Source organism: Amycolatopsis umgeniensis, from assembly GCF_014205155.1.
Classification (GTDB): Bacteria; Actinomycetota; Actinomycetes; order Mycobacteriales; family Pseudonocardiaceae; genus Amycolatopsis; species Amycolatopsis umgeniensis.
In genome coordinates this window covers 6,910,406-6,934,583 of the sequence record NZ_JACHMX010000001.1, presented here as the reverse complement: position 1 = coordinate 6,934,583, position 24,178 = coordinate 6,910,406, and the positions used below count along the sequence as shown (strand labels likewise).

The window sequence follows — 24,178 nt, the reverse complement described above, 5'->3', positions numbered from 1 at the left end:
CGAGCCTCTACCACCTTGACCGTCCGGGCGGTGCGCGCCTTCCTGATCGCGGACGGAGTCCAGATCCGCCGTCCTGGCCGCACAGTCCGAGTCCCCTCCGTTCCGTCCTCCGAACGTCATCCCGCACCTACTGAAACGGCGGTGCTGGCGACCGTGCACCCGCTCCGCCCGCTTGCCGCGCCCCGTGAACCACCGCTCGGCGCGGACGCGCCGTACTGGCCGCGCTTCGATCTCGACCCCCCGCACGAGCCGGGCGCGAGACAGCTCCTCGCGACAGCTGCTCCAGGCCAGCACTGTGTCCGGTCTCACCGCTCCGTATGACGTGCATCAGGTCGACGACAAGCCGATGCCGATCCGCGCCGGCGAGTACACCGCGGTCCTGACCCGATGCGCACGCATCGGCCTCGTTGACGCACCCCTGCCACCGGACGCGCAGCTTTGCGCCGTATGCCACCCCGAACCGCCCACCCAGTGAGAGACCACCGTGCCGAACCCGCTCCCGTACGACCTGACGAACGACGAAGCCGCCGAGCACTACATCCGCGACGCCTTCAGACCGCATCACCGCGGCAGATGGGACGCCCTGCTCGCCGACGACCGCGTCTCGCAGACCTACCGCGTACTCAAGATCATCGAAGCCAACGCGGCACACGGATCCACGCTCCGCCGCGACAAGATCAAGCTCGCCGAAAAACAACGCGACGCCGGACTCATGACCGCCCTCGAGTACGCCAGCCAGTATCGCGAGTTCATCGCCTGGCGGGAGCGCGCCAGCCTCTTCAACATCGTCCTCCACCAGCACCTCGCGCAGGCCGCTGACCGGGTCCGCAAGCTTTACCGCGACAGCGTCGTGGAGACCTTACGAGACTCACTGCTTGCTCTGGCGGTCGCTGTTGACGACCACGGCCAGGCCCATATCGGCGAGGAATCCCTAGCCGATACCGCGCTCTGGGCCCGGCTACAGCTCCTCCCCTGGCCCACCTCCGACAACGCCAGCTACCAGCTCGCTGACGCGGTCGCTGCCGAACGCGGCCGCCGCGGCGCCGCCCGCCACATCAAAGACGGACTCATCGACTTCCAGGGCACACAAGTCACCGGCGAAACCGTGGACATCGCCGACCTCATACTTGAGATCACCGACCACGCCCAGCCCACCTGCGACCGCACCCACCTCATCGAACTCTGGCACCAACGAACCCCAGACCTACTGGACTCCCCCGCCGCCGAGATCGCAGCGTTGAAACGCAGCGGCCGCTACTCGACCCAGCGACTCAGCAAGTCACTCACCTACCTGGAGTCCCAGGGACTCATCGTCCGCACGTCGGCGGAGAAGACAGCAGAAGTCACGGTGATCAACCGAGCCGCCTTGCTCACCCTGCGCCGGCTCTGGGACAACGAGCATTTCCCGCTCGACAACGTCAACGAGTAAGCGCCAAGGGACACCTGGCCGACGCCAGCACTTTTTTCTCGACAGCCTTTGACCCTATGCGGTGCCCGGAAGCCCCGAAGCGACCAAGTCAAGAAAACGGTCAAGGCCGTGCACCAAAACGACGTCCAACACCGGGTCATCGTCCGTGCTCACCTCGACGATTTCGGTCACCGCTTGCCACACAACGATTTCGGGCCGTCCCACCATGACGGAAGTGGCGGCTGGCCTACATCGGAACGGCAGCGTTGGCCAGCAATCGTCCATGGCGGGTGACGACGTCCATACGGTGGCCCCGGCTTTGGCAGTGGAGGTAACCAGACCGATCTGCTTTGCGGCGGGCCCAATGGTGTTGCTACGACGATCATCCGTGTCCTCCGACGATTCAAGGGGCGGCGGCGGAAGAAACAAAAGATGCCAGCGGGCTCCCCTGTCGGTAGTACACGTGCTCGTAGGCGATCTCCATCTGAACCATGTTCAGGTAGTCGACGAACTTGGCAGGCACCTCACCCATCCCTAGGTCTGGAGCCGTCGTGACAAAACAGTCTCGCGCAATAGGCATCCCGACACCATTGGAATCGCCGACAGCTGACCTGATCTTCGTGAACCTCTCCCCTGTCGCGTCGAACAGGTAGGTAAAAGCAGGGGAATCTGATATCAAAAATTCGCTTCCCGCAGGGGCATACATGACATTGATCTGAAGTGGAGTAAATCCTCCTCGAATTCTTTCGAAGGCTTGCTCGACGTCTTGGCGCTCCATTAAGCCGTCCGAGTTGACCCGTCTCCATTCGGCAAAGAACTCGTCTACAACGCACTCAAGCGCCTCGTCGCCAGCCGGATAGAGGCCATACTTTGCCAAAAATAGCCGACTCAGCGGCTGTTTGAACCTGCCGATCAGGTCGGGCCCGAGCGCGCGCTGGGCTTGGTCAATGCTGGCAGAGTGGACTTCAAGATACCTGAGGGAGCGCACGAGATGCAAGGCAATGCAGTCTTTCACCACAGTGACCAGGTCGGGTTTACCAAGGATGCTGCGATCTTGTATCGAAGCCGACACCTGATGCAAGTGGTCTTCGACGGAGGACTTCCATAGATCTTCCAAGGATTGGGACGCGTAACGAATGAAGTGCAAGATTTTTCCGCATCCGCCAATGCCGAGCGGACGCAACTCCCTCTTAGTTCGAACATTATAGGGAATGAGAGTGTCGCCACCATTAGCATCCTTGAAGCTGAAATTCTTCAGCACGGCCCGCGATACTACGTGTTGGTTCTTCACCAACTTCTTTCGTTGAGGCACCAAAGTTGCGCGTTGCTGCGCCAAATCGGCAGAAGACCGACGCGGCGGGAAAGTCCACCCGTTCATGCCTCAGTGTGACATAGCACCTGTAGGCTCCTGTAATCAATTAGCAGCGTTGCCGCTGGATCTCGGCTCGTCGATCTTTCCGACGTCACCCGGCTGCTGCGGCTTGCTGCTCAGCTTCTCGACCTGGACGGAGCACGACGAGGGCACCGAGGGCGACTTCGGCGAAGGTGACGCCAACGAGTTCGCTCGAGGCTCGACGACGCCTTCGAATCTGCTGTTCGCACACAAGCCGAGGAGTACCGCGACCAACTCTTGTGATCGACCACCGAGCGGCGGGCGCGATGCCGGTTGGCCAGCATCGGCTCTGCCGCCTGCTGCTTCCGAAGGTCGGCCCGGTCTAGTGGCGCTACTACTGAGCATGTTGTGGAGTCACGCGATCGTGGACAGGTGAGCGGCGAGGCGGGGGTTCGGGGTTACGGTCATGGGTGTGTGTGGCATGAGCAAGCGGCCGGGGCCGCGGTGGCGGCGTGCTGAGTGGTGGGAGGATCCGCCGGGTGATCTGGAGGATCCGTATCACCCGTTGCCGGGTGACGGGCCGGAACCGGCGGGGTTGACCGCCGAGGAGCGAGACCGCCGGGATCGGTGGGTCGCGGCTCAGGCGCGGCGGTCACCGCCTTCGCCGGGACGAGGCCGGGATCCGGTGAACGAGGTGATCAACCGGCTGGACAGCCGACGGACCTGATCTCACCCCGTACGCGGGGTGCGGGTGGGGCGGCACCCCCGGGTGTGTCGTGGTCGTAGAGTTTCCACGCGTCGATGTCCCATCCCATCCCATAGGCCCAGCCAGCACGGCCAGCGTCTCGGCGGCTGTCGAGGCCGGACGCCGCCTCGGCATACCCATCATGCTCGACGCGCCGACAACGTCGTTATCACGGCAGTGGGTCAGCGCCATGGAACGCGCCAGGGTCGATGGCTTCACGATCACTACCAACATCGACATCGGCATCGCGAGCACGACCTCCCTGACCACGGCCCGCAGGACACGGTCGTGGACCCAGCTCCCCGTGGCGGTATCCGGAGGCTTCAGCCCGGCTGACCACGCGATCATCACCAGCCCTGACTGGGACATCCTCATCGTCGGCCGCAGTGTCGCCGACGCCGTAGACCCCGTAACCGCTGCTCAACGTATGGCCGAACTCGTCCACTCGAACGACTGAGGAGCCACATGAAGATCTCGCCGCTTCGCCAGGAGCTGATCCCTCAGGTGATCGACCTGATGGAACTCGGCGCACCGTACATTCGGCCACGCACCTACTCGGACTACTGGCTTTACGCGTCACTGTTCTCCTCGACGTGCCCCGTCGCCACCATCGACGACGCGCTCGCCGGAGCCGTCATGGCCTTCCGCAGCCAGGACAACCCGGACGACGTCTACATCCAGGACGTCATGACACATCCCTCATACCGACAGCGGGGCGTGTCGAAGTCCCTGATCGCCGATGTCCGTGACCATGCCGTCTCGTGTGGCGCCAAGCGCCTCTACCTCACGTCCGAGCCAGAAAACACCGCCGCACACGCCGCGTGGCCAGCCATGGGGTTCGTCAACCAACCGAGCGACTACAAGGTCAACGACATCTGGGTGACGGCTGATTTCAAAGGACCTGGCAAGGACCGCGCGGTCTACGAGTACCACTTAGGGTAATTGTCCAACCCGAGCGGGTAGGACGGGGCAGTGTTCGCCGCAGCCCATGGTGACCACGACGTCGGCGGCGAGGACTTCGTTGGTGAGGGGTTTGGGGAATTCCTCGGCCAGCGACAGCCCGGATACGGTCATGATCTGTTCGACCTCGGGGTAGATCGCCTCGTGCGGGTCGAGCCGCCGGTGCGGATGTGCACGCGGGTGCCGGCGTGGTGGCGGGCACCCGTTTGACGGCCTTGCCTTCGACTTGGGCGAGGGCGTCGAGCCGTTGTTAGGCGAGCGCTGCCGCCGGCCCGTCGCTGCGAGTCGGCGGCAAGGCCCGGCGGCCCGCTGGCAGCTCAGCTCTGCTCGCTGCAGCAGGGGTTCGCAAACAAGTTGGAGAGCCTCCTGGCCAGCGCGCCCAATGGCCGAATCTCGGGCCGGACGCGGGAACCACCGGGGAGTCCCGCGTCCGGCTTGGTTGCTAGGCGATCATCCGATGGAGACCAGCAGCTACAGCTAGTGCCGCCACGACACCTGCTGCTGCGCCACCCACGGGTAGAGCTGCAGCGCCTACGAACGCGGCTACTAGGCCGATCAGGGCCCAGCGCAGGGGCAGACGATCGGGTTCCGGACGCGGTGCAGCCCCGTTGGAACGAGGTCGACGTACTCTAGACACGCAGCATTCCTTCTTCCTTGCGCGGAGTTGGGAGGTTGCCGGGCGCGGTCTCCGGCTAGGACCGGAGACCGCCCCACCCCACGTGCGGGTAGGGCGGACGAAGCCGCGCTTCGACAGGTGGCCCTCTGGGATCGAGCCCGCGGGGTCAAGGCCAGCTCGTTCAGCCGACCCGTACGCCATGGTGCCCCAGACACGGCGCCCCTGCGTGTACCATCGTCTTACGGCCTGACCGGCCAGGATCGCGATGCAAGTGTCGAAATGTCAGAGGCTCCAGGCGGGTTAAGACGTACGGACCAAGATGTCAGAATCGACTCCAATCTTCCCGCGGGGGCTCCTGGACTTCTCCCAGCCACCCGGGGTGAAGGAGCGTGCGAGGCTTGAGAAGCGCCTGGCGCGCCTCAAGGCCACGGAGCAGGAAGTCGCTGATCGGACTGCTTTTCTAGCTGGCCAGGTCACCAAGCGCGCCTTCACCGTGGTGACAATCCGTAACGAGTTTGTCCGACTCGGTCACAGGCCGAGGTCTGACGCTTCTGACCGCCGAGCTCCAGAGCGAGCTGATCGCCCGCCGGCGACGCGGTTGATCAGCCCGCGTGGTATCTCACTTCGGCTGTACCTGACTGCGCTGTTCTTGGCTCAAGGGCAGGAGCGCAACCGTGCCGGAACGCTTCCTGATAACTTGCTGCCCGTAACGCCACCCACGCTTACGACCCCGTCATGGATCGACACGTTCGCGAGCGACGCGAAGTCGGCTGGCGCCGGGCGAAGCTATATGAGTGCCAGAGCCAAAAAAGTACGTCAGCTGAAGTCCACGTTGGATGTTCTGGCTGCCGAAGGGCTAGTTCGGCTGCCGTATCAAGGGCGGACATCAGGCAAGCACGAGAGATTCGAGCTGTTGCATGAGCGCGGCCAAATCGAGCAAGGTGAAAACGAGCAGTATCGACTGCCCCGATCGAAAGATACTACATTCAGCCTTCCTGCAGCTTTTTTCAAGCAAGGCTGGATCCATGTGTTGGAGGACAGTGAGATCGCATTTCTGCTGATGATCGCTTCGCTTGGGGCAGAAAAGCATCAAGTCGCGATCGAGGCTGAGATTCGCTTGCTGAACTATGGCATCAGTCGCACAACTTACACGGCAAATCGCATGCTTGAGCGACTGGGGCTGATAACTGTAGACGAGGATGACCGCCGAACGGCTGACGGTAAAATCTCGGGCTTCCAGCAAGGTATGGATATAATGCTAGATCGATTCCAGCTGAAGAGCGACGGTTTTGATTCTGTGGCCTATGGCAAGCTCCGTGACCAGATCGAGTATCAACTTGATCGTCTGGAATCGTATCGCATAAACGATGAGCCTGGCCCGGTGCGATAGTGCACAGCAGCGCGGCGCCGATGACGCTGCGGTGCTCGGTTTCTCGACGCCTCTGACCCGCAGCTTCTTCGGATAGCCAACGGCTTCGAGTGGTAGGCACACGGCCGCCGATAATCTAGCTCCATGATCTCCCGCCACCACCTCAAGTGTCCCGGCTGCGATGAAATGTTTGTCGCGCGGCTCGGGGTTGAGCCGACCCGCGGGACGCGCTTCTACCTCCCGTGCCCACTGTGCCGCCTGCCGATTCGAGGGTCGATGTCGGGCTCCGAGCTCTCGAACCACCGGATTGCCATCGACTGCGAGGTGCTGAGCGGCCACGACCCCGAGCCGGACGGCGTGCCGGTGGTGACCGTCAACCCGTTCGTGCCGTCACTCTACGAAGCGGACTCGCTCGCTCCCACAGGGGCCTTCCCCACGATGACCCTCGTGCAGATCCTCGGTCACGACGTCTTCCTCGAGTTCGAGTCGGAGCGGCACCAGGCCCTCGAAGCCGGCCGGGCCCTGTGGCCCCAGGTCCGGATGCTGTTCCAGTACTACCTCCAGGGCCATGCCGAGATGTTCACCCGCATCGCAAAGAAGCATTTCGGGCTCGAGTGGGAGCCGAGCACGAGCCACGAGCGGACCAGCGTCGCGTACCAGGCGCTGGGGATGGCCACGGCGATGATCACGGGGAGCACGGGGACGTGCGGCCCTGAAGTGATCGGCCACTTCGCGCGGAAGCACACCGACGCAATGGGCCAGCACAAGGACCACCTCAGGGCCTTTCGGTGTCGAGGGCAGGCGGCGGCCCCGCTGGAGCGAGATCTGTTCACCGAGCTCAACCGCTTCGTGGAGGAGCAAGAGTCGTGGGAGATGGGCCTCCTCGGCAGATTCGTCGGCGCGGAGGAGAAAGAGGCATTCGATGAGCTGGTGCTCTTCCGCGACGAGTTCTCGACGGTGCGGGATCTCTACCAGCACGGGTTCGAGATCGCTTGCAAGTGCCTGTGGCCGTTGATGGCAGCCCAGAACACCGTGCAGAACGGCAGCCCCGACGACTTCGGGGACGTCCACCCCGAGAGCGTGCCCGTGAACAAACGCCCCAAGAGCCTCGAGAAATTCGACAAGCTGTCCAGCGCATACAAGATCGCATACGTGGCTCAGGTACCCGGGTGGGAGTCGTTCGCGGTTCTGCTCGACAACCGTCGACGCAACACGATCGGGCACGCTACGGCGCACCACGATCTTCAGACTGGCCGCGTGGTCAGCGATGAGGACCCCTCCGGGATGACGTACCTCGAGTTCCTCAGCGAGACCCTCGGCATCTTCGAAGCGCTCTCGACGCTCGCCCAGGTCTTAAGAGCCAGTCGCGTCGCTGCATCGCCAGACTTCGGCCTGCCGGAATAACAGGGTCTGCGAGGGCCGTTGAGGCTCTCTCCGCCGCCACCAAGATCAATTTAGGCCGGGACGAGGACTGGAGGGGCTCCGTCGACCCTGCTCAACCAGGCGTTACGCCTGGGCAACGACGCAGCAAGTTTCGACCTCACGAGGACGGAGCGGGACTGCTTAGCGGTTCCTAGCGTGATGGCGACCAGGCAGCTCGATGTGGCACCCAGCAGCCAACGAGAGTTACTACGATCGCACCATCGCCATCCGTTCGGGCGAACCTATCCTCACCTTCCGTAACAGCGTGCCGTCCGCTCACGATCCTTCTCCCGATTGATCGACTTAGGACACTCCGGACGGAACCTTGCGGGTCGCCCGGAGTGCCGAGCAAGGAGAAACCTGTGCGGTTGACGTCGCTGGAGGCTCGGAACTTCCGCTCTTTGAGGGAGGTGCGGTTGCCCGTCCGCGAGCACCTGACGGTGGTGATCGGCGAAAACAACGGCGGCAAGTCGAACCTGCTGGACCTGGTCCGTCTCCTCACCGATCCGCTCGACGGACGCCGCGACCGCTACTGGGACGCCGATGACGTCGCACGCATGCCCGGCTCCGGCATCGTCGAGCTGGGCGCGACCTTTGCGATGACCTCCCCGACCCAGCTGGGCATCTACAGCCAAGGTGCCCTCGACGATATGGAGTCCGTGCGATACCGAGTTACCTACACCGCGCCTGTCGGGTCCGAGACCCGGGGAAAGCTCACGTGGGTCGCTGGCGAAGGCAGATCGAGCGATCGCGATCCCGAGCCTGAAGCCCGTGGACGGTTGCGGCACGTGTACCTCCCGCCGCTCCGCGACGCGCAGCGCGAGCTGAACTCCGGCTCAGGCAACCGCCTGCGGGTGATCCTGAACTACCTGCTGAACGAGCACAAAGTCCCGGTGGAGAACTTCGTCGGGGCCGTGAAGAGGAACCTCGACACCCTCCGCACGGCCGAGGAGACAGGGGCGGTCCTTGACGGCGTCGAAAGTGCGGTACGCGCGCCGCTGTCGGACGTCTCGGCTGGCGCCAGCCCGCAGGTCGCGGACATCTCGTTCGCCGATCCCGACCTGTTGTCCATCGCACGATCGCTCCGAATCCGCATGAACGACCAAGGGCTCGATCCTCGCGACATCCGGGGGTCCGGGCTCGGCTACGCCAACCTGCTCTACATCGCGACTGTGGTCGCAGAATTACGGACCGCCCGGGATCATGACTTGACTGTCTTCCTCGTCGAGGAGCCCGAGGCGCACCTGCACCCCCAGCTGCAGAGCTTGCTCGTCGAGTACTTGCGGGATGCCGCCGAGGCATCGGCGGCATCGCCCGCATCCGCGGAGTACGCCGGCCGAATCCAGGTGATCGTCACGACGCATTCACCTTTGATCGCCGCTTCGGCCGAGGTCGAAGACCTCGTGGTCCTCAAGCGCCATCCGCTTCGAACCGGCGTCGACCGGCCTTTGGACGGAATGATCGCAGATGAATGGCCAGCGCTCGACCGCAGTCGATTCGAGTCGAAGGTGATCCCCTTGGCCGACCTGGACCTCAAGGACGCCAGCGGGAAGCTCAAGCGTTACCTCGACGCGACGCGAAGCGCCATGCTGTTCGGTCCTCGCGTCATCCTTGTGGAAGGTGTCGCAGAATCTCTGCTTCTGCCGGTTTTCGCGCGAAAGGTCTTACCCCGCCCCGCCGCATCACCACTGTTCCGCACAGCTGCCACGTCTACAGCCGACGAGCAGGCCGACCTCGATCGCGGGCGCTGGGCACGGTTCGTCGGTACCACGATCGTGGCGATCGACGGCGTGGACTTCGCCCCGTATATCCGGGTCCTGCTGACCGAAGCCGCCGGCGGACGCATCGCCGAACGAGTCGCGGTGATCACCGACAAGGACCCCGCACTAAGCTACGACCGGGGCGAGCACCTCTTGAGCCTTGCCAGGGAGCTCGGCGCTGAGGACCGGCTGAAGGTCTTCGTCGCGGACCCGACCCTGGAGCCCGAACTTCTGCGTTCGGGGGGAGCTGCCAACTTCACTGTCGCGGAAAAGGCGTTCAACCGGCAGAAGCGCCGGATTGGCCCCGAGGTGTGGACCGAGATCAACGCCTCCACCGACCCCGATGAGCGCATCCGGCTCTTTCAGAAGGCTTTCGAGGAAAAGAACCTTCGCAAGGGAGACTTCGCCCAGGACGTCGCTGAGCTCAGCACGGAGCACGACGAGTTCGTCGTGCCCGCCTACCTGAGTACTGCCATCACGTGGATCGCGGAACCGCAGCCGTGACAGAGCCGGACCCGTACGCGGAAGCCGCTGTCCGGCAACAGCAGGACGCGGTCCGGCACCCGGCGCCGCTTTACGTGCAGGCCTGCCCCGGCGCCGGAAAGACCCGAGTCATCGTCGACCGGCACCTTGCCGAAGGACAAGGCAGACGCGGCCGGGCCGTCTTGTCGTTCACGAACGTCGCTTGCTCCGAGGTCGCGCAGCGCTGCCGCGAGGCTGGCAAACCCGAGCTCGCCGAATTCCCGAACTTCGTAGGTACCATCGACACGTTCCTCTGGCGCTACCTCCTCCGCCCGTTTCTGGGATCCGGGAAGCTCTGGCGTCGCATCGATTCGTGGGATCGCATCGATGCCTCGACCGAGGTTGGAACAGGCCCCAACCGTCACAAAGTCTTCCTGAACGACTTCCAGTGGAGCCGCGAACCCGGCGCGGCGAGGTGCACTGCACGGCTTCAGCCGAGAAAGAGGGCGATCAAGAGCTATAACGCCCTCTCCAAGCTTGGTCTCCTTGACGACGCCGCAAAGGCAGCAGTGGACAAGCAAAGAGCTCTGGTTGCCGAGGGCTACGTCACCGGCCACGAAATTCGGATCTTCGCTCTACACAACCTCCAGCGCAGACAAGACCAAATCATCGCGATGCTGTCCGGACGATTCCGCGAGATCGTCATCGATGAAGCGCAGGACTGCTCCGCCCACGACCTGGCGATCCTCGGCCAGCTGCACCACGCTGGCATGCCACTGGTCTTCGTGTGTGATCCGGATCAAGCCATCTACGAGTTCCGCGGCGCCCTTCCCGCTCGGATCCGCGAGTTCGGCAAGTCGCTTGAAGGTCGAGTCGACCTGCGGGGGAACTGGCGCAGCAGCCCCGCCATCTGCGGCCTGGCCGCGACGCTTCGCCCCACAGCCACCGCCCGTCCGGCCGACTCCCCTGTCGGACCGAACCGAACCGAGCCGGCGGGCATCCTGCTCATCGGCACCGTCGGGTCACAACCCGACGAAGCACTCGCCGTGTTCATCGAACATGCCGATGCACTGAGCATTCGTAGTGAGAATCGCGTGGTGTTGGCACATGCCGGAACAAGCCTGCCCACGACGACGGGCGTATCCGGCTCTCAACCTCCCGCACACCACGCTGCACGAGTGGCCTGGGCCGCGGCAGTCGCCAAATCAAACCCCAAGAACGCGACTCTGCGGCAGTTCGCCTACGACATCCTCCAGCGGGCACTACTCCGCTACTGGTTCGCTGAGGCCGACACAACCGGCCGCTCCGTGGAGGCGATCTGCGAGCTGGTCGGTCTCGACACTTGGCGTATCCGTCAACTGGCCGGTCAGTTGATTGGGGCGCTTCCCGACCTTGATCAAGGGACGTTCACCGACTGGTGCAAGGAAGCCAGCCGCCAGCTCGGGCTGCTGCCACCGCGTCCCGGCATGAAGCGTCTGGACAACAGCGGCTCCTTGGTCGCCAGGGGAAAGCTGAGGAACAAGACCCCACGAAACGCGAGCGGAGTTCCTCCACGAGGTTCGGCAAGCGGGGTGCGAGCGAGTGTCGTCCATCAGGTCAAGGGCGAGGAAGAGGAAGCGGTCCTCCTCCTCATCCCCTCCGACACCCGGATCGACGGCCTTGTCAACGCCTGGACGACCGGCAATCACCCACCCAACATCGCGGAGAACCTGCGAGTACTTTACGTGGCGGCAACGCGGGCAAAGCGCCTGCTCGCGATCGCATTGCCCGAGGATGCTCAAGACCTGGTGGCAGCCCATCTCAAGCTGAGGGACGTTCCCTTCGAGCTGACGACGACTCGCCGCTCCGATTAGGAGGCATCGGCGGGACTCAACGTCACTACGCAGTGGACCAACCTCGGTGCCGTCGAGACGAGGTTCGATCCGACTGGCCAGCGTCCTAGCAGTCGGTGGATGGGCCACGAGGACCAGTCCGTGACCCGGAACCGTGGATAGGACGTGCTGGGCCGTGCCGTCCAGGTACACCCATTCGGTAAGACGCTCAGCTGTGGCTTGCAGCCTTTCCTTCAGACGGCAGACTTCGGCATCAGGCTGGTACGCAGCAGAGAGGACCGGGTCGAGCACGTTGGAGCCAGGTAAACCCAGCAATCGCATCGTGATCACTTACTGATCATCCGACGCCGCCGTCCCCTGAACATCCGCTCGACATGTGGCAAGGTGAGGCCGGGTCCGGTGCGCTCCCTCCCCCTCCGCGCACCGGACCCGCAACACCGCCTGACGAGTCGCGACACAAATCAGCGCGTCCGTGTCTCATGAAGCACGGCTCTCTGCAAGTCCATTGACTCACGAGAGCTCTCTCCACCTGACAGACCCAGCAGGTACCATAATCCGCAGTAAGAGCGAATTGAGGAACCCTTACTGCCGACGGGTTACGTCTCATCCGTTATCGCATAGTACTTCCCATCACCTCGTGGCAGGTAGGATGTTTTCTTGATCACGGTGATTGCCTCTAAATCCTTGAGGGTTTCCGGATGTTCGGGACCGAATTGCTTCAAGTCGAGTTCATATGCTTCACGAGCTAGCGAAACGGCAGTTTGTTTGTCTCCGAGAATATTGGTCACATGCGCAAGGTGAACTAGTGCAGCCGGTAACTGGGACCGTTCGACGCCGTGGCCGGCACGAAGAACGCGGACTGCTCGTTCCAAGTCAGCGAGGGCATCAAGGAAACACCCGCGGTGGTAGTGAAGCCTGCCGCGAGTCGCCAGGACACCGGCGTACATGGCACTGTCGGTGCCGAATTCGTCGCGGGCACGTTGTTCGGCCTCCTGCAGGAGGTCGGAAGCAAGGTCCAGGTCCTCTGCGCCCACAGCGGCGTCGGCAACGCTAAGCAACATCCAGACGAGCCTCCTGTCGGTCCTCAGATTTCCTCCCTGCCGCCGGTAAAAGTCCAGTACAGCCAGTTCATGTGTGAGAGTCCGGGTGTCATCTCCTAGGTCTCGGGCGATCACACCTGCGACTTCGTGGAGCATGGCCACAACACGAGGAGGACAGTCGGCGTCGGCAGCAGCTAACTCCAGAGCGCGCGCGACGACCGCGTCCGCCTCTTGAGTGCGATTCAGAAACCGCAGCAGCTTGGCATGCGTATGCGCTACATAGACCTGGGTGCCAATACTGTCAATGGCTCGCCCGGGAAGATTGGTGATAGCAGCGAGGACGCTCTCGGCAAGCGCGCGTCTTCCTGTATCAGCGGCAACATCACCGAGACTGCGCACAGCATCGAGCCAGATATTAGGATGAGTGCGTAACCCGAGGTCGTGGTTGAGGTGAAGTATTCTGACCGCTTCATCGATCTGTCCAGCAATCAGAAGTGACTGCGCGAGCGCCGATCTACACCCCGCCAACGCCCTGGCATACGCGGGTTGAATAATAACTTGCTCTTCTGCGACTTCGGTAGCCCACGACGCAAAGTCGATGGCAGACCAGGAATGAACCACGGTCACTGCTGTATCACCAAGCTGGCAAAGGCGACGCGCAAGGCGCTCTGCGAACCACGTCACGACAGGCCCACGCAGGTCGGCGTCGGCCGCTGCGATCACAAGCTCGGCAAGATGTTCCAAATGAGGATCCAGCACGCCGTCTGGTTCAAACATTGCTCCATCTTGCACCTCGAGGAACAAGCCGAAGCCGACCTCGAGCCATGGCCGCCTGTCATCAGCCAAATGGCGCTGCACCAGACTGACCAAGGGATGAACAAGCAGTCCATCGTCGTGAACCGTGACTAGCGAAAAGCGAGCGAGCACTCCAGCCGCACGCTCGCGCACTATGGGATCCGCAAGTCTAGCGGCGATGTCGCGCGCCAGTTGCGTTACATGGATTTGCTTCTCCGGTTGATTGATTAATTCCTGAGTTTGTCGTTTCTCCCCCCGTAAGCGCCAACGTTGTTTTCGGGGCTTCGCGGTCTCCACCGGAGGAGCTATGGCCACGACCATACCCACACCGCCCGCCGAGGCTATGGTCTCGAAGGAGACAGGTGAGCTGCCAAGAAAGGAAAGGACCGTGAGCAACGCCAAAGCGTCTGGTTCCTCGTCGTTCGCCGCGGCGATATTGAGTCGAATCGCCTCGATAATCGACGTCCGATGCCCTAGTGCCTCACCTAGTTGCAAAGTCTCCAACGGCGCCCTGGCCAACAATAAAAGGAAGGCTGGCACGCTCCGGCGGAGGAGCCGGCAGTGGTTGGTCGCCTGGGCCAGGGCAAGTGGATGATCGAACAGAGCTGCAGCCAACTCGTCCCGGTTGCGCTCGCTCACGTCGGGTAGCGTCGTCGCGAGATACTCGTGGCTCTCCGTCCTGCTCCACCCAGTCAGCTCAACGTCGTGATAACCGACGTCGAGGCCACGAGCAGTGCTGGTGATCAGAACGCGACACAGGGACTCGCGCGGGACCAAGCCACGGATAGCATCAGCCTCAGTGACGCCGTCGAATATCAGTAAGGTCGCCGAACTAGCGGGCAATGGCGGCGTCACTGCCCCTCGTGCTTCGGCAACACCTGACGTCCAGGTCCCCGGATCCCAATCTGGTGCCAATGCCGCCAAAGCACGGGCAACTTCTACTCTCGAAGTCGCGTTGATGAATACCGGCCTCAGCTGTTCGCTATAAAGCGCCGCGAATTGCACTGCGAGACTGGTCTTCCCACAGCCAGTCACACCGTGTAGCACTACAGGAACTACAGGGCTGGTCCGACCGGGCTCAAGCAGAACCTCGAGCTGACGTATCTCAGCACGGCGTCCAGTGAACCTCGGGTCGGGCACCCAGTGACTTCCCACATCTGGAAGTGCTCTTGAGACGTGGCTATCGAACTCGTTGAGCAGCAGATCCAGCAGGGCGCGTGTGTCGAGATATCGCTTTTCGAGCTCGCGACGGTCTTGCTGGTCTAGTTCGGACAACGCCACCGCGGTGCAGCGTGTCGGCGCTGGGAACTCGTCAGCCGGGCCGTCGCCACTCATGAGCGTGATCCGCTCCAGGAGTGCGTGGTAGCACTGGGCATCGAACAAGCCCGCGCTCGCCCGGTGCCGTTCCAGCAAAAGCCTCGTCTCCCGGATCCCCAGCGCCGTGATCTCTTTGCGCCGAGGTAACGGCTCTGGCAGTAATTCCAGCGCCTCCAGGAAAGCAGCCGCCTCGGCCTCATTGGTGTTGAGTTCCCGAGCGATGCGCCTGGTCAACTCTAGGGATGGCTGGGCCCCGCCCGCGCACACAGCATGGAGCTCGCGCGCATCGCGAACGAAACCCGCGTTCGTCCAGAACGCCACTGGGCATGCCGACTCAGCCTCCCTCCACCAGGCATACAGCCCCTGCAGCACTCGCTGACCGCGCAGGGCCGACAGCGACCACCCACTTCCATCCGACGCCTGATGTGGGTCGCGATGCTTGATCGACACCAACTTGGGCGGAACTTCTTCACGGATGAGCAGTAGATCGGCAGAGTGCTGCACAGCAACACCGGCCAGGTCCTCGTCAGCAGCCAACGCACGAATGACCGCCAACGTCACACACTCGTGCTCATACCTATTACGCGCCTCGGTCGCCGGGCCGGTGTTCTTGAGATCTTTGGGCAAACGTCGGATACGGAGCGACACATCACCACAGTAAGCACGACCACCGACAAACCGATGAGCTCTCTGTGGCCGAACGAACGCGATTAACGCAGAGCACCCCCAAGATCACCCCTTTGGAGCAAGGCGTCCCATGCCCGCGGCAAGCTATCGGCCCAGCAGGGACGCCGCCTTCCGCCAGCTGCAGCCACATGTCCGCCGGCCCGCCGCATCACCGCCGGCCTGCCTACGCTACTGCAACCTCTCAGTTGGCTCGCCGGGGAAAGGCTTCACCGACCGGCCACTCTGCATTGAGCCCGAGGACCGCGTGCTCGGGATAGGCAGCTCGCCGGTACTCGACGTTGTCCTCGACCATAGGTACGCACGAGATGTGCTTGCCAGTGGTATCGATCCAGGACCGGGAGGGGCGGTGGCAGCCTCCAGTACGTACTGCGGTCCCGTGGCTGACGCACGGCGTTTGCCGGCGGTCCTTGCAGTGGCACTCCGCGGACATCAACAGCGGCAGCGCTCCGATCCGCACCCCCTTAACTGGTGGCTGAGCGAGAACCACTGAAGTCCGTCAAGACCCACACCCTCCACCTTTCAGCGAAGTCGACACCTCGACCACGTTCAAGCCGTCGCCCACGGCTTCAGTCACGGCCTGATGTGCTTGACCAGCCCGGCGACGCCAGTCGCCCCTCCAGCAGCACTCAACGTAGGTGCCGGCTCCGGGTAACCATCAGGAGCACCGACCACCCGTTCGCCCATTACATGGACTTCGAAACGCCGGAGGTCATAGCCGCCAGCTTCCCAAGCCATGTCACTGGTCTCGACCCGCCACTCACGCCCAGTCGCACGCTCCCGCAACAGCCAACTCAGCCCGCACACCTCCTCACCCCACGGCACGGTCGGCCATGCGGTCTGCCACCAAATTAGAACACATGTTCGCCCCCTTGGCCGACGGTGCTAGTCCGAGTAGTTGCCGTGCGCAGAACAGCTCGGGTACGATTCTCTCCAGGCAAGGAGCTCGGGATCGGACCTGAGCCACCACCACATATTTCAAGGCACGGAGCGTTGGATCGCGCCTTCGCCACCGCCTTTCCAGCATTCCTCAGCTATCGTCGGCGTCCCGCACATGGGCTGTCGACCGAAAGGTGACACCAATGACGATCTACTCCCAGCATCCGAACCGCGGGAAAGTTCAGATTCTCGCTACCTTTCGCGGCCCCACAGGCGTGCAGTCGTCGACTGTCACAAGCGTCGACGACGAAGCAACAGCAACGAAGATCGTTTCTGCGCTCAACCGGATTTCCGCCTGCGCCACCGTGCCCCTGTGCTGCTCAGATCGCCGACACGGTGGCTTCGAGCCCTATCCCAACGAGCACCTCGCGGCACTGACTGACCGGGACGGCCGCTCAACCCTGCTACTCGGTACGCACAGCTTGTGGTACGAGCACGTCAAGCTACTCCTCTATCAGGCACTGACCGATCTCGACCACGCGACAGCCAGCGTGCCGACTCCTGTCCAGACCGCGATCACAGCCGAGCTGGAGAAGGAGGCGCGGGATCTCCGCGACGCGCTAGCCGAGTACACGGATGGCATCGAATCTCCCCCGAGCGACAGCCGTCGGGAATGGGATTCCGACCTGCCTTTCGTCCCGTTCGGGGGCGGTTTCGAGGGGTTGAGCGAATCTGATCGTAAAAGCCTCGATCGCCTCGAGCTCGGCGCGACGGAGGTCGAACTCGCGGAAGGGGTGCATGGCATGCGGCTGCTGATCGACGCCTACGAGCAGTGCAGCAACGGCGAGGCGAGGCTCATACTTGAAGACCTCAGCATCTCCGACGATCCCGACCCCTACGGACCGAACCGATACTTCCTCGACGTGCTCGCACCGCTACCCAACGGCGAACTCAACCGCACCGGATGGACCGTGGAGCTAGGTTGGTGGGAACTAGATCCGGCCGACGACGCTGAGGAAGAACCAAGCTCGGCCACAGGCGAAACGGTGCTCCGCTGTGCGATGTCGATTCCGCCCGAACCTTCCCAAATCGTCGGACTGCTGAACCTCAGCGACGGACAACCAGAGCAGCTCCGCACCTGGGCCGCCACACCCGTCGGCCGGGCGCTGGCCGGGACGTCCTTCGTAGTCACGAAACGCTACACCGACCTCCCTCGACAAGCAGAGAAAGCTCGCTAGCGAACGCTCAACACAACCTGCGGGGTTCCACAAGTCTGCCGACGGCTCTGACCAGTAGGGTTATGCCGCCCGTTCGTACTCGTTGATCAGGCCTCCGAGAAGCCGCTGTCGCCTGATCCGCTGAGAGTTGAGGTCTGCCACGGGGTGGGCCGGCCGGGGCGGGCGAAGCTCGCGGGAACGGTGCGGCCGTCGACCGTTGTAGTGCCGGATGTACTCGGCGAGCACGGCGCGCAGATGCCGCTCGCTCAGAATCAACATCCGGTCGGTGAGCTCGGTTCTGGCCGTGAGCACAAACCGTTCCGCGTAGCAGTTCGCCCGCGGGCAACGCGGAGGAATCCTTACCGCCTCCATGCCGACGTCGGCCAGGACGGCGTCGAACGAGGACGCGAACTGGCCAGCCCGATCACGGATGAGAAACCTGAACTCGTCGATGCGATCATCGAGATCCATCACGAGGTTGCGGATCTGCTGCGTAGTCCACTCGCCGTCCGGATTCGTTGTCGTGCCCAGAATGTGCACGTAGCGGCTGCCGACCTCCAGCACGAAGAACACGTAGATTCGTCTGAGGGTGAGCGCACAGTCGATATGGAAGAAGTCGCACGCCAGCATCGTCGAGGCCTGCGTGCGCAGGAACTGCCGCCAGGTCGTATCGGTGTCCCGGACCGGCACGGGAGGTACGCGTGCCCGCTTCAGGATCCGCCGGATCGTCGACGCACCGACCCGGTGTCCAAGCTTGAGCAGCTCACCCTGAATCCTCTTGTAGCCCCAGCTGTGGTTCTCCCTGGCCATCCGTTCGATCAACCCAGCGATCGCGTCGTCGACCGGTGGACGACCGACCCGGTGAAGATAGGTCCACTTCGCAGCCACCAGGCGCCGATGCCAGCGCAGGACCGTGCCCGGGGTGACCAACCGGTGCAGCCGCAGCGCCTTGGGCAGCAGGCGGACCAACGCGGCGAACACAGCCCGGTCAGCCCAATCGAGGCGAGGTTTCAGGTTGCCTCTGCGCAACACGGCCACCTCATGGCGCAGTACCAGCAACTCGACATTCTTCGACGCCGACGAGCGGCCGAGCAACACCACCAAACCCGCCAGCCGAAAGAAGATCAGATAGAACAAACGCAACGACATGGCCGCCGATCATGCCCTACCCGCCGAACACGCCTGTCGCCGCAGGTCTGATGCATGAACCGACTTCTGGAACCCCACAGGTTGTCGGCTGCCCATCCGCGGACTGGGAGGCTGTTCGAGCTGGAGATCCTGGTCGTCACCCCACTCTCCTGCCGTCGAGCCGCTCAACTCTCACACCAATTTGCCTGGAGCAAATCTGGAGCACGACGCCGGTTACAACAGCGCCCAACGACACCGGACCGCATCAAACAGAACACAACTGCGCCAGCCGACCAGCGGGTTCTCGATAACCGCAGGTCAGCGCCCTGCCAGAACCTGACTGGCAGTGAGGGGGTCACGAGTGCTGTTCTTGCAGGTCAGGTGCTGTCGCTGACATCGCACTAGAAGCATCCAAGACGGCACGCACAAAGTACTGATCAACCTCGAGCACCATTGGTTGTACGTAGTCGGTAGACACTGCCAAAGGATCGGCGCGGTCAGTGTCGCCCCACCAAAACCGTGGACGTCACTGGCCTTCTACTCGAGAACACAGATCACGCCCAGCCGACCTGCGACCACACCAGCTCGTCCAGCTGTGGAAGCAAAGAACTTCAAACCTGCTGAAATCCCCACCCCAGCGGTCGTGACGAACAAACAGAAGGCTGCTACGCCACCACCTGGCACCACAGAACACTCCTCCACCTATGAGCACACCGGAGCAAACGGAGACATAACGGAGCCCAGCCACGATCAACGCCAAGGCGAAAATGCCGCCGAAGGGCCAACATTTCTGCAGGTCGACAGCGATGTTGATGTTGTGGGCCGGGTCGGGCTCGAACCGACGGCCAAGGGATTATGAGTCCCCTGCTCTAACCAACTGAGCTACCGGCCCCAAGGGTGTCCTGACACCTCCGCGGGAGCCGTCCCCAGCCCGATCAGCGGGTTTGCTTACGCACAGAAGTCCCAGTTCGCTCCAAGTTATCACAGCGCTCACCTGCCGCGATCGCCTAGGCCAAACAGCTGGTTTCCATCACGGGACGGGTTCCGCTCGTCTAGGTTGCAGAGACCAACGCCGGGCGGCCGCGCCCGGGGACACGCTGACCATCGGGATGGGCCTGGGGTATCTCGCCCATCAGGGCAGGGAGGCGCTCGTGGCGAATTCGGTCGCCATCGGGCTCGGCGTCGTGGCCGTCATCGGCGCCGCGTTGTCACTGAGGGCGAGCATCCGGGTACTGCGACGGGCCAGTCTCCACATCGACGCGATCTTCACCGAAGAACTGGACGACCGGCCGCCGCCGTGACCTGTCCTTTTTGGACAGTCAGGTTCCGGAGCGGGAGTCGTCGTGGCGGGTAAGTCGGTATCGCCCCGCCCGTCTTCGGCGTGGTCTGGTTGAACATCGCCCACACCTGGAACGTCGTCGCCGTGTACGAACCCTGCACCGTGTTCAGCATGAACGCGTTGAACTGCCCCGGCGTGTTCGGCGACACGACCACCACCGCCGGGACGGCGCCCAGTGCGTGCTGCACGGTGCACATCCCGGCGCCGTCGGTCACGCACGACGTCTCCGCGGCCTGCACACTCGGCGCCGGCGACCCGGACGTCCCGGCGAACACCGTTCCCCCCGCCGCGGCGACGGCCAGCCCCGCCACGGCGAGCGCGGCTTTCTCCCTCGTCTTCATGTTCGTCCTCCCTGCCGTCCGGCCTGATGGCCCGACAGCAGGGGTCAGCCGCCGTGCCGCGAGCGTTACGCCACCCCGAGCCGCCGCAGCGCCGGGCGCCACCGGTTCCCGCCGGTCGCCAGCCCCAGCGCCACCAGGCCGGCGCAGTACTTGCTCACCGACTGCTCCCGGATCCGCAGTTTCGCCAGCGCCTCGGTGACGCTGCTGCGTTCGGAAGCCGACTTCACCTCCAGCAGCACCAAATCTCCCCCGGCGGCGAGGCTCCGCGAGCCCGAACGCCAGATCAGCGAGGTATCGCAAGTGATCCGGGTGTCGGCGGTGACGAGGGTGGTCCGCCGGTAGTCGGTGACCAGCGCGGGGGTCAGCGGCCGGGGCGCGGGGCGGCCGTAGGCGGCGGTGAGGGCGTCGTCGAGGAACGTCAGCGCGGGCGCGGTCAGGCCGTGTGCCGCCTCGGCCGGATGCGGGCGGCGGACCTTCACCGTTTCGTCGCGCCGCCCGCTGACCTTGAGCTCGCAGTAGGTATCGGCCGAGTCGGTGTAGGTGCGCGTGCGGATCTTGAACCGGCGCCGCCGGTCCTGCCGGTGCGCACGGAAGATCGCGAGATCCGGTGTGTCGAAATAGGTCGACGAATAGCCGAACACCCGCTTCCCGTCGATCTCCAGGCACCTCAGCGACGCTCCCAGCGTTTCCATGACGGCCAGGAAAGCGTTGAGCGGCAGGACGTACTTCCGGTCCGTCCGGCTCATCAACCCGCTCGTGGCGACGACTTCGGCCAGCGAAAGCGAGGGCAGCCCTTTCGCCACCGCCGCGACGGTGGCCGTTCCGCGCCCGCTCACCGGTGACCCGCCGGAGCGCCGTGGACGACCGGGGCTGCGTCCGGCCGGAACCGGACGTCGACGACGGTGACCTCGCGGACATAGTCCACTTCGGACACACTGTGCCGCACGACCGTTCCGCCGAGCCGCGCCCGCAGCTCCATCAGCATGGTCTGTTCGTCGGGGTACACGGTGTCGAGTACGACCGTCCGCCGCTGCGGCCCGCGCGTGCGCGACGGATGGTCGGCGATGTACATGACGGCGAGCAGCAGGACGTTGAAGACCGCGACGATCCGCCAGTCCGCGGACGGCAGCCCGTTCACCAGGCCCAGTACCAGCGCGACGAAGTAGTACGCGACCTCCTGCTGGCTGATCGAATCGGACCGCAGGCGGATGATCGACAGCACCCCGAACAGGCCGAGTCCGAGTGCGCTCGCCGTCGACACGGAAAGCAGCACGGCGACCGAAACGCAGACGCCGACGTTCAGCGCGAGGTACGCGCAGGCGAGGTCACCGCGATGGTGGCGGCGGGCGTAGATCCCGTAGGCGAGAATGACGGCGGCGACGAGGTCGACGGCGAGATGGAGCAAGGTCGTGGTCATGGAAACCACTGTGCCGCCGGGAAAAGAGACCGTCGTGAGAGCCGGATGAGAACCGTCTCATCAGGACTCACCGAGCCGGTAGCCCATCCCTCGCACGGTTTCGATCCGTTCCGCGCCGATCTTGCCCCGCAGATAGCGGATGTAGACGTCCACCACGTTCGAGCCGGGGTCGAAGTCGAAGCCCCAGACGCCGCCGAGCAGCTGCTCCCGTGACAGGACCTGGCCGCGGTTGCGCAGCAACGTCTCCAGCAGCGCGAACTCGCGGGCGGTGAGGTCCTTATCCTCCCCCGCCACCGAGACCTTCCGCGTGCGCAGGTCGAGCGAGAGATCCCCGGCGCGCAGCACCGCCGGTTCGGCCTCGGGATTTCCCCTCAGCCGCAACCGGATCCGCGCCAGGAGTTCCTCGAACGCGAAGGGTTTGGCCAGATAGTCGTCGGCGCCGCCGGACAATCCGGCGACCCTGTCGACGACGCTGTCCCGCGCGGTCAGGATGATCACCGGCACCGTCCGGCCCGCCGCGCGCAGGGCGCGCAACAGATCCGAACCGTCGAGGTCCGGGAGCCCGAGATCGAGCACGACCAGATCGTGCGCGCCGGTCAACGCCTCGGTCAGCCCCTCGGAGCCGGTCTTGACCCAGCGGGTCGCGAAACCTTGCGCCTTCAAGCCTTTCTCGACGAACGCGCCGATCCGGGCGGAATCCTCCACCACCAGCACACTGGTCACCGGTCCGCACCTTCCGCGACGGGGATCTCCATGGTGAACCGCGCGCCTTCGCCGGGCGCGGTGTCGAGCAGGACACGGCCGCCGTGCGCCTCGGCGATCGCGGCGACGATCGCCAAGCCGAGTCCGGCGCCGTCGTCACCGCTCGAGTTGCTGCCGCGTTTGAACCGTTCGAAGATCCGGCTCCTCGAATCGGGTGGGACGCCTTCGCCGGTGTCGCGGACCCAGAGTCGTGCCGTCGTCGCGGTGACCTCCGAGCCGAGCGCGATCTCCTGGCCGGGCGCGGTGTGCCGGACGGCGTTGGAGACCAGTTGCAGCAGTGCTTGTGTGAGCCGCTGGCCGTCCGCGCGGACGGTCACCTCGGCGACGGCGTCGAGCCGCCAGACACGGTCGGCGAGCGGACGGGATTTGGCGAGGGTCTCGACGGTGAGATCGGCGAGGTCGGTGTCTCCGGGCGCGAGGAAGTCGGGGCTGCCGGATTTCGCGAGGACCAGCAGGTCGTCCACGATCCGTTGCATCCGGCCGAGTTCGTCGAGGACCAGATGCCGCGTGGCCGCGTTCTCCTCGGGGTCCTCGCCCATCAGCTCGAGGTGGCCGCGGACGATCGTGATCGGCGTGCGCAGCTCGTGACCGGCGTCGTCGATGAAGTCGCGCTGCCCCGCGAAGGCGCTTTCGAGCCTGTCCAGCATCGTGTTGAAGGTGCGTCCAAGCGCGGCGACGTCGTCCGAGCCGCGGACCTCGATCCGGCGTGAAAGATCGGTCTCACCGATCTGTTCCGCGGCGAGGCGGACTTCTCGCACCGGCGCGAGGATGCGGCCGGCGACCAGCCAGCCGATCAGCCCGGCCAGCACCAGCGCGGCGCCCGACATCGCGGCCATCACTCCGACGACGTCGTTGATCTCGCCCGCGGCGTGGTCGACGAACTCGACGATCACCAACGCGCCGCGGCCCGGCGAGCCCTCGATGGTCACCGGGACGACGCCGTAGCGCGCGGAGCCGACAGCGGTGGTGACCGTGCCGTACGCCGGGCTCGTGGCCCGGGACAGTTCGGCGACGAACTTCGGATCGGTGTCGAGCCGGACAGGCGGCTCGATGGCGCTCCTCCTCGAGGCGGCGCCGTCGATGATCGAGAAGAACGTTTCGTACTTCTCGGGCAGGTTCCGTTCCAGATGACGGCCGAGGATCGCCTCGACGGTGGCGGGCTGACCGGCCGGGCGGGCGTCCGCCGAGGCCAGGAAGGCCCTGAGTTTGCCTGTCTCGTGCGCGATCTCGTTGTCGAGCCGCTGGTCCAGCTGGTTGTGCAGGACGGTGCGGGTCGCCAGCAACGACCCGGCGAGCGCGAGCAGCACGACCAGCAGGACCCAGGCGAGAATCCGGGCGCGGGCGCTCATCGG

The 24,178-nt window shown here is 64.1% G+C and carries 19 protein-coding genes and 1 tRNA gene; 11 read left to right on the top strand and 9 right to left on the bottom strand.

Annotation, left to right across the window (positions count from 1 at the left end; all coding sequences use genetic code 11):
* Positions 1-484 precede the first annotated feature (484 nt).
* Entirely contained in the window at positions 485-1,429 is a 945-nt protein-coding gene (locus tag HDA45_RS32265) for a hypothetical protein (protein ID WP_184901725.1), read from the top strand.
* Positions 1,430-1,811: 382 nt separating this feature from the next.
* On the opposite strand, the gene HDA45_RS32260 is transcribed toward HDA45_RS32265, so the two are convergent.
* Positions 1,812-2,786, bottom strand: a complete 975-nt coding sequence (locus HDA45_RS32260; RefSeq protein WP_281400814.1) for a DUF4238 domain-containing protein — start codon at positions 2,784-2,786, stop codon at positions 1,812-1,814.
* Positions 2,787-3,222: 436 nt separating this feature from the next.
* Between HDA45_RS32260 and HDA45_RS32255 the strand changes: the two genes are divergently transcribed.
* From HDA45_RS32255 to HDA45_RS32220, 8 genes are all read left to right on the top strand, one after another.
* Positions 3,223-3,468, top strand: coding sequence for a hypothetical protein (locus HDA45_RS32255; protein WP_184901721.1), 246 nt, complete (start codon positions 3,223-3,225; stop codon positions 3,466-3,468).
* A 160-nt stretch (positions 3,469-3,628) separates the two neighbouring features.
* Positions 3,629-3,943, top strand: a complete 315-nt coding sequence (locus HDA45_RS32250; protein ID WP_184901719.1) for a beta/alpha barrel domain-containing protein — start codon at positions 3,629-3,631, stop codon at positions 3,941-3,943.
* A gap of 8 nt (positions 3,944-3,951) precedes the next feature.
* Positions 3,952-4,428: a GNAT family N-acetyltransferase gene (locus HDA45_RS32245; protein WP_184901717.1), complete on the top strand. Its 477-nt coding sequence runs from the start codon at positions 3,952-3,954 to the stop codon at positions 4,426-4,428.
* Between the two features lie 30 nt (positions 4,429-4,458).
* A complete protein-coding gene (locus tag HDA45_RS32240; protein WP_184901715.1) occupies positions 4,459-4,656 on the top strand; it encodes a hypothetical protein in 198 nt (65 codons plus the stop codon).
* Between the two features lie 785 nt (positions 4,657-5,441).
* The gene (locus tag HDA45_RS32235) at positions 5,442-6,452 is read left to right on the top strand and encodes a hypothetical protein (RefSeq protein WP_184901713.1); all 1,011 of its coding nucleotides are present in this window, start codon (positions 5,442-5,444) and stop codon (positions 6,450-6,452) included.
* A gap of 123 nt (positions 6,453-6,575) precedes the next feature.
* Complete coding sequence (locus HDA45_RS32230) at positions 6,576-7,835, top strand: hypothetical protein (RefSeq protein ID WP_184901711.1); 1,260 nt, start codon at positions 6,576-6,578, stop codon at positions 7,833-7,835.
* A 380-nt stretch (positions 7,836-8,215) separates the two neighbouring features.
* Positions 8,216-10,117: an AAA family ATPase gene (locus HDA45_RS32225; protein ID WP_184901709.1), complete on the top strand. Its 1,902-nt coding sequence runs from the start codon at positions 8,216-8,218 to the stop codon at positions 10,115-10,117.
* Positions 10,114-11,928, top strand: a complete 1,815-nt coding sequence (locus tag HDA45_RS32220; protein ID WP_184901707.1) for a UvrD-helicase domain-containing protein — start codon at positions 10,114-10,116, stop codon at positions 11,926-11,928. The genes HDA45_RS32225 and HDA45_RS32220 overlap by 4 nt, the downstream gene beginning before the upstream one ends.
* Before the next feature lie 575 nt (positions 11,929-12,503).
* Here HDA45_RS32220 and HDA45_RS32215 read toward each other — a convergent pair.
* On the bottom strand, positions 12,504-15,707 hold the full coding sequence (locus tag HDA45_RS32215) for an AAA family ATPase (RefSeq protein WP_184901705.1): 3,204 nt from the start codon (positions 15,705-15,707) through the stop codon (positions 12,504-12,506).
* Between the two features lie 1,118 nt (positions 15,708-16,825).
* Here HDA45_RS32215 and HDA45_RS32210 point away from each other — a divergent pair.
* Entirely contained in the window at positions 16,826-17,860 is a 1,035-nt protein-coding gene (locus HDA45_RS32210; RefSeq protein ID WP_184901703.1) for a hypothetical protein, read from the top strand.
* A 60-nt stretch (positions 17,861-17,920) separates the two neighbouring features.
* On the opposite strand, the gene HDA45_RS42525 is transcribed toward HDA45_RS32210, so the two are convergent.
* The gene (locus HDA45_RS42525) at positions 17,921-18,988 is read right to left on the bottom strand and encodes an integrase core domain-containing protein (protein WP_184901701.1); all 1,068 of its coding nucleotides are present in this window, start codon (positions 18,986-18,988) and stop codon (positions 17,921-17,923) included.
* A 797-nt stretch (positions 18,989-19,785) separates the two neighbouring features.
* Positions 19,786-19,859, bottom strand: a tRNA-Ile gene (locus tag HDA45_RS32200).
* Between the two features lie 217 nt (positions 19,860-20,076).
* On the opposite strand from HDA45_RS32200, the gene HDA45_RS32195 reads away from it, so the two are divergent.
* Positions 20,077-20,268, top strand: a complete 192-nt coding sequence (locus HDA45_RS32195) for a hypothetical protein (RefSeq protein WP_184906587.1) — start codon at positions 20,077-20,079, stop codon at positions 20,266-20,268.
* Here HDA45_RS32195 and HDA45_RS32190 read toward each other — a convergent pair.
* The 5 genes from HDA45_RS32190 to HDA45_RS32170 form a co-directional block, all read right to left on the bottom strand.
* Entirely contained in the window at positions 20,234-20,647 is a 414-nt protein-coding gene (locus HDA45_RS32190; protein ID WP_246480858.1) for a hypothetical protein, read from the bottom strand. The two genes, HDA45_RS32195 and HDA45_RS32190, sit on opposite strands and share 35 nt — an antisense overlap.
* Before the next feature lie 65 nt (positions 20,648-20,712).
* Complete coding sequence (locus HDA45_RS32185; protein ID WP_184901699.1) at positions 20,713-21,483, bottom strand: VTC domain-containing protein; 771 nt, start codon at positions 21,481-21,483, stop codon at positions 20,713-20,715.
* On the bottom strand, positions 21,480-22,064 hold the full coding sequence (locus tag HDA45_RS32180) for a DUF4956 domain-containing protein (protein WP_184901697.1): 585 nt from the start codon (positions 22,062-22,064) through the stop codon (positions 21,480-21,482). The genes HDA45_RS32185 and HDA45_RS32180 overlap by 4 nt, the downstream gene beginning before the upstream one ends.
* Positions 22,065-22,124: 60 nt before the next feature.
* A complete protein-coding gene (locus tag HDA45_RS32175; RefSeq protein ID WP_184901695.1) occupies positions 22,125-22,787 on the bottom strand; it encodes a winged helix-turn-helix domain-containing protein in 663 nt (220 codons plus the stop codon).
* Positions 22,784-24,175: a sensor histidine kinase gene (locus HDA45_RS32170; protein WP_184901693.1), complete on the bottom strand. Its 1,392-nt coding sequence runs from the start codon at positions 24,173-24,175 to the stop codon at positions 22,784-22,786. Before HDA45_RS32170 ends, HDA45_RS32175 begins: the two co-directional genes overlap by 4 nt.
* Positions 24,176-24,178 lie beyond the last annotated feature (3 nt).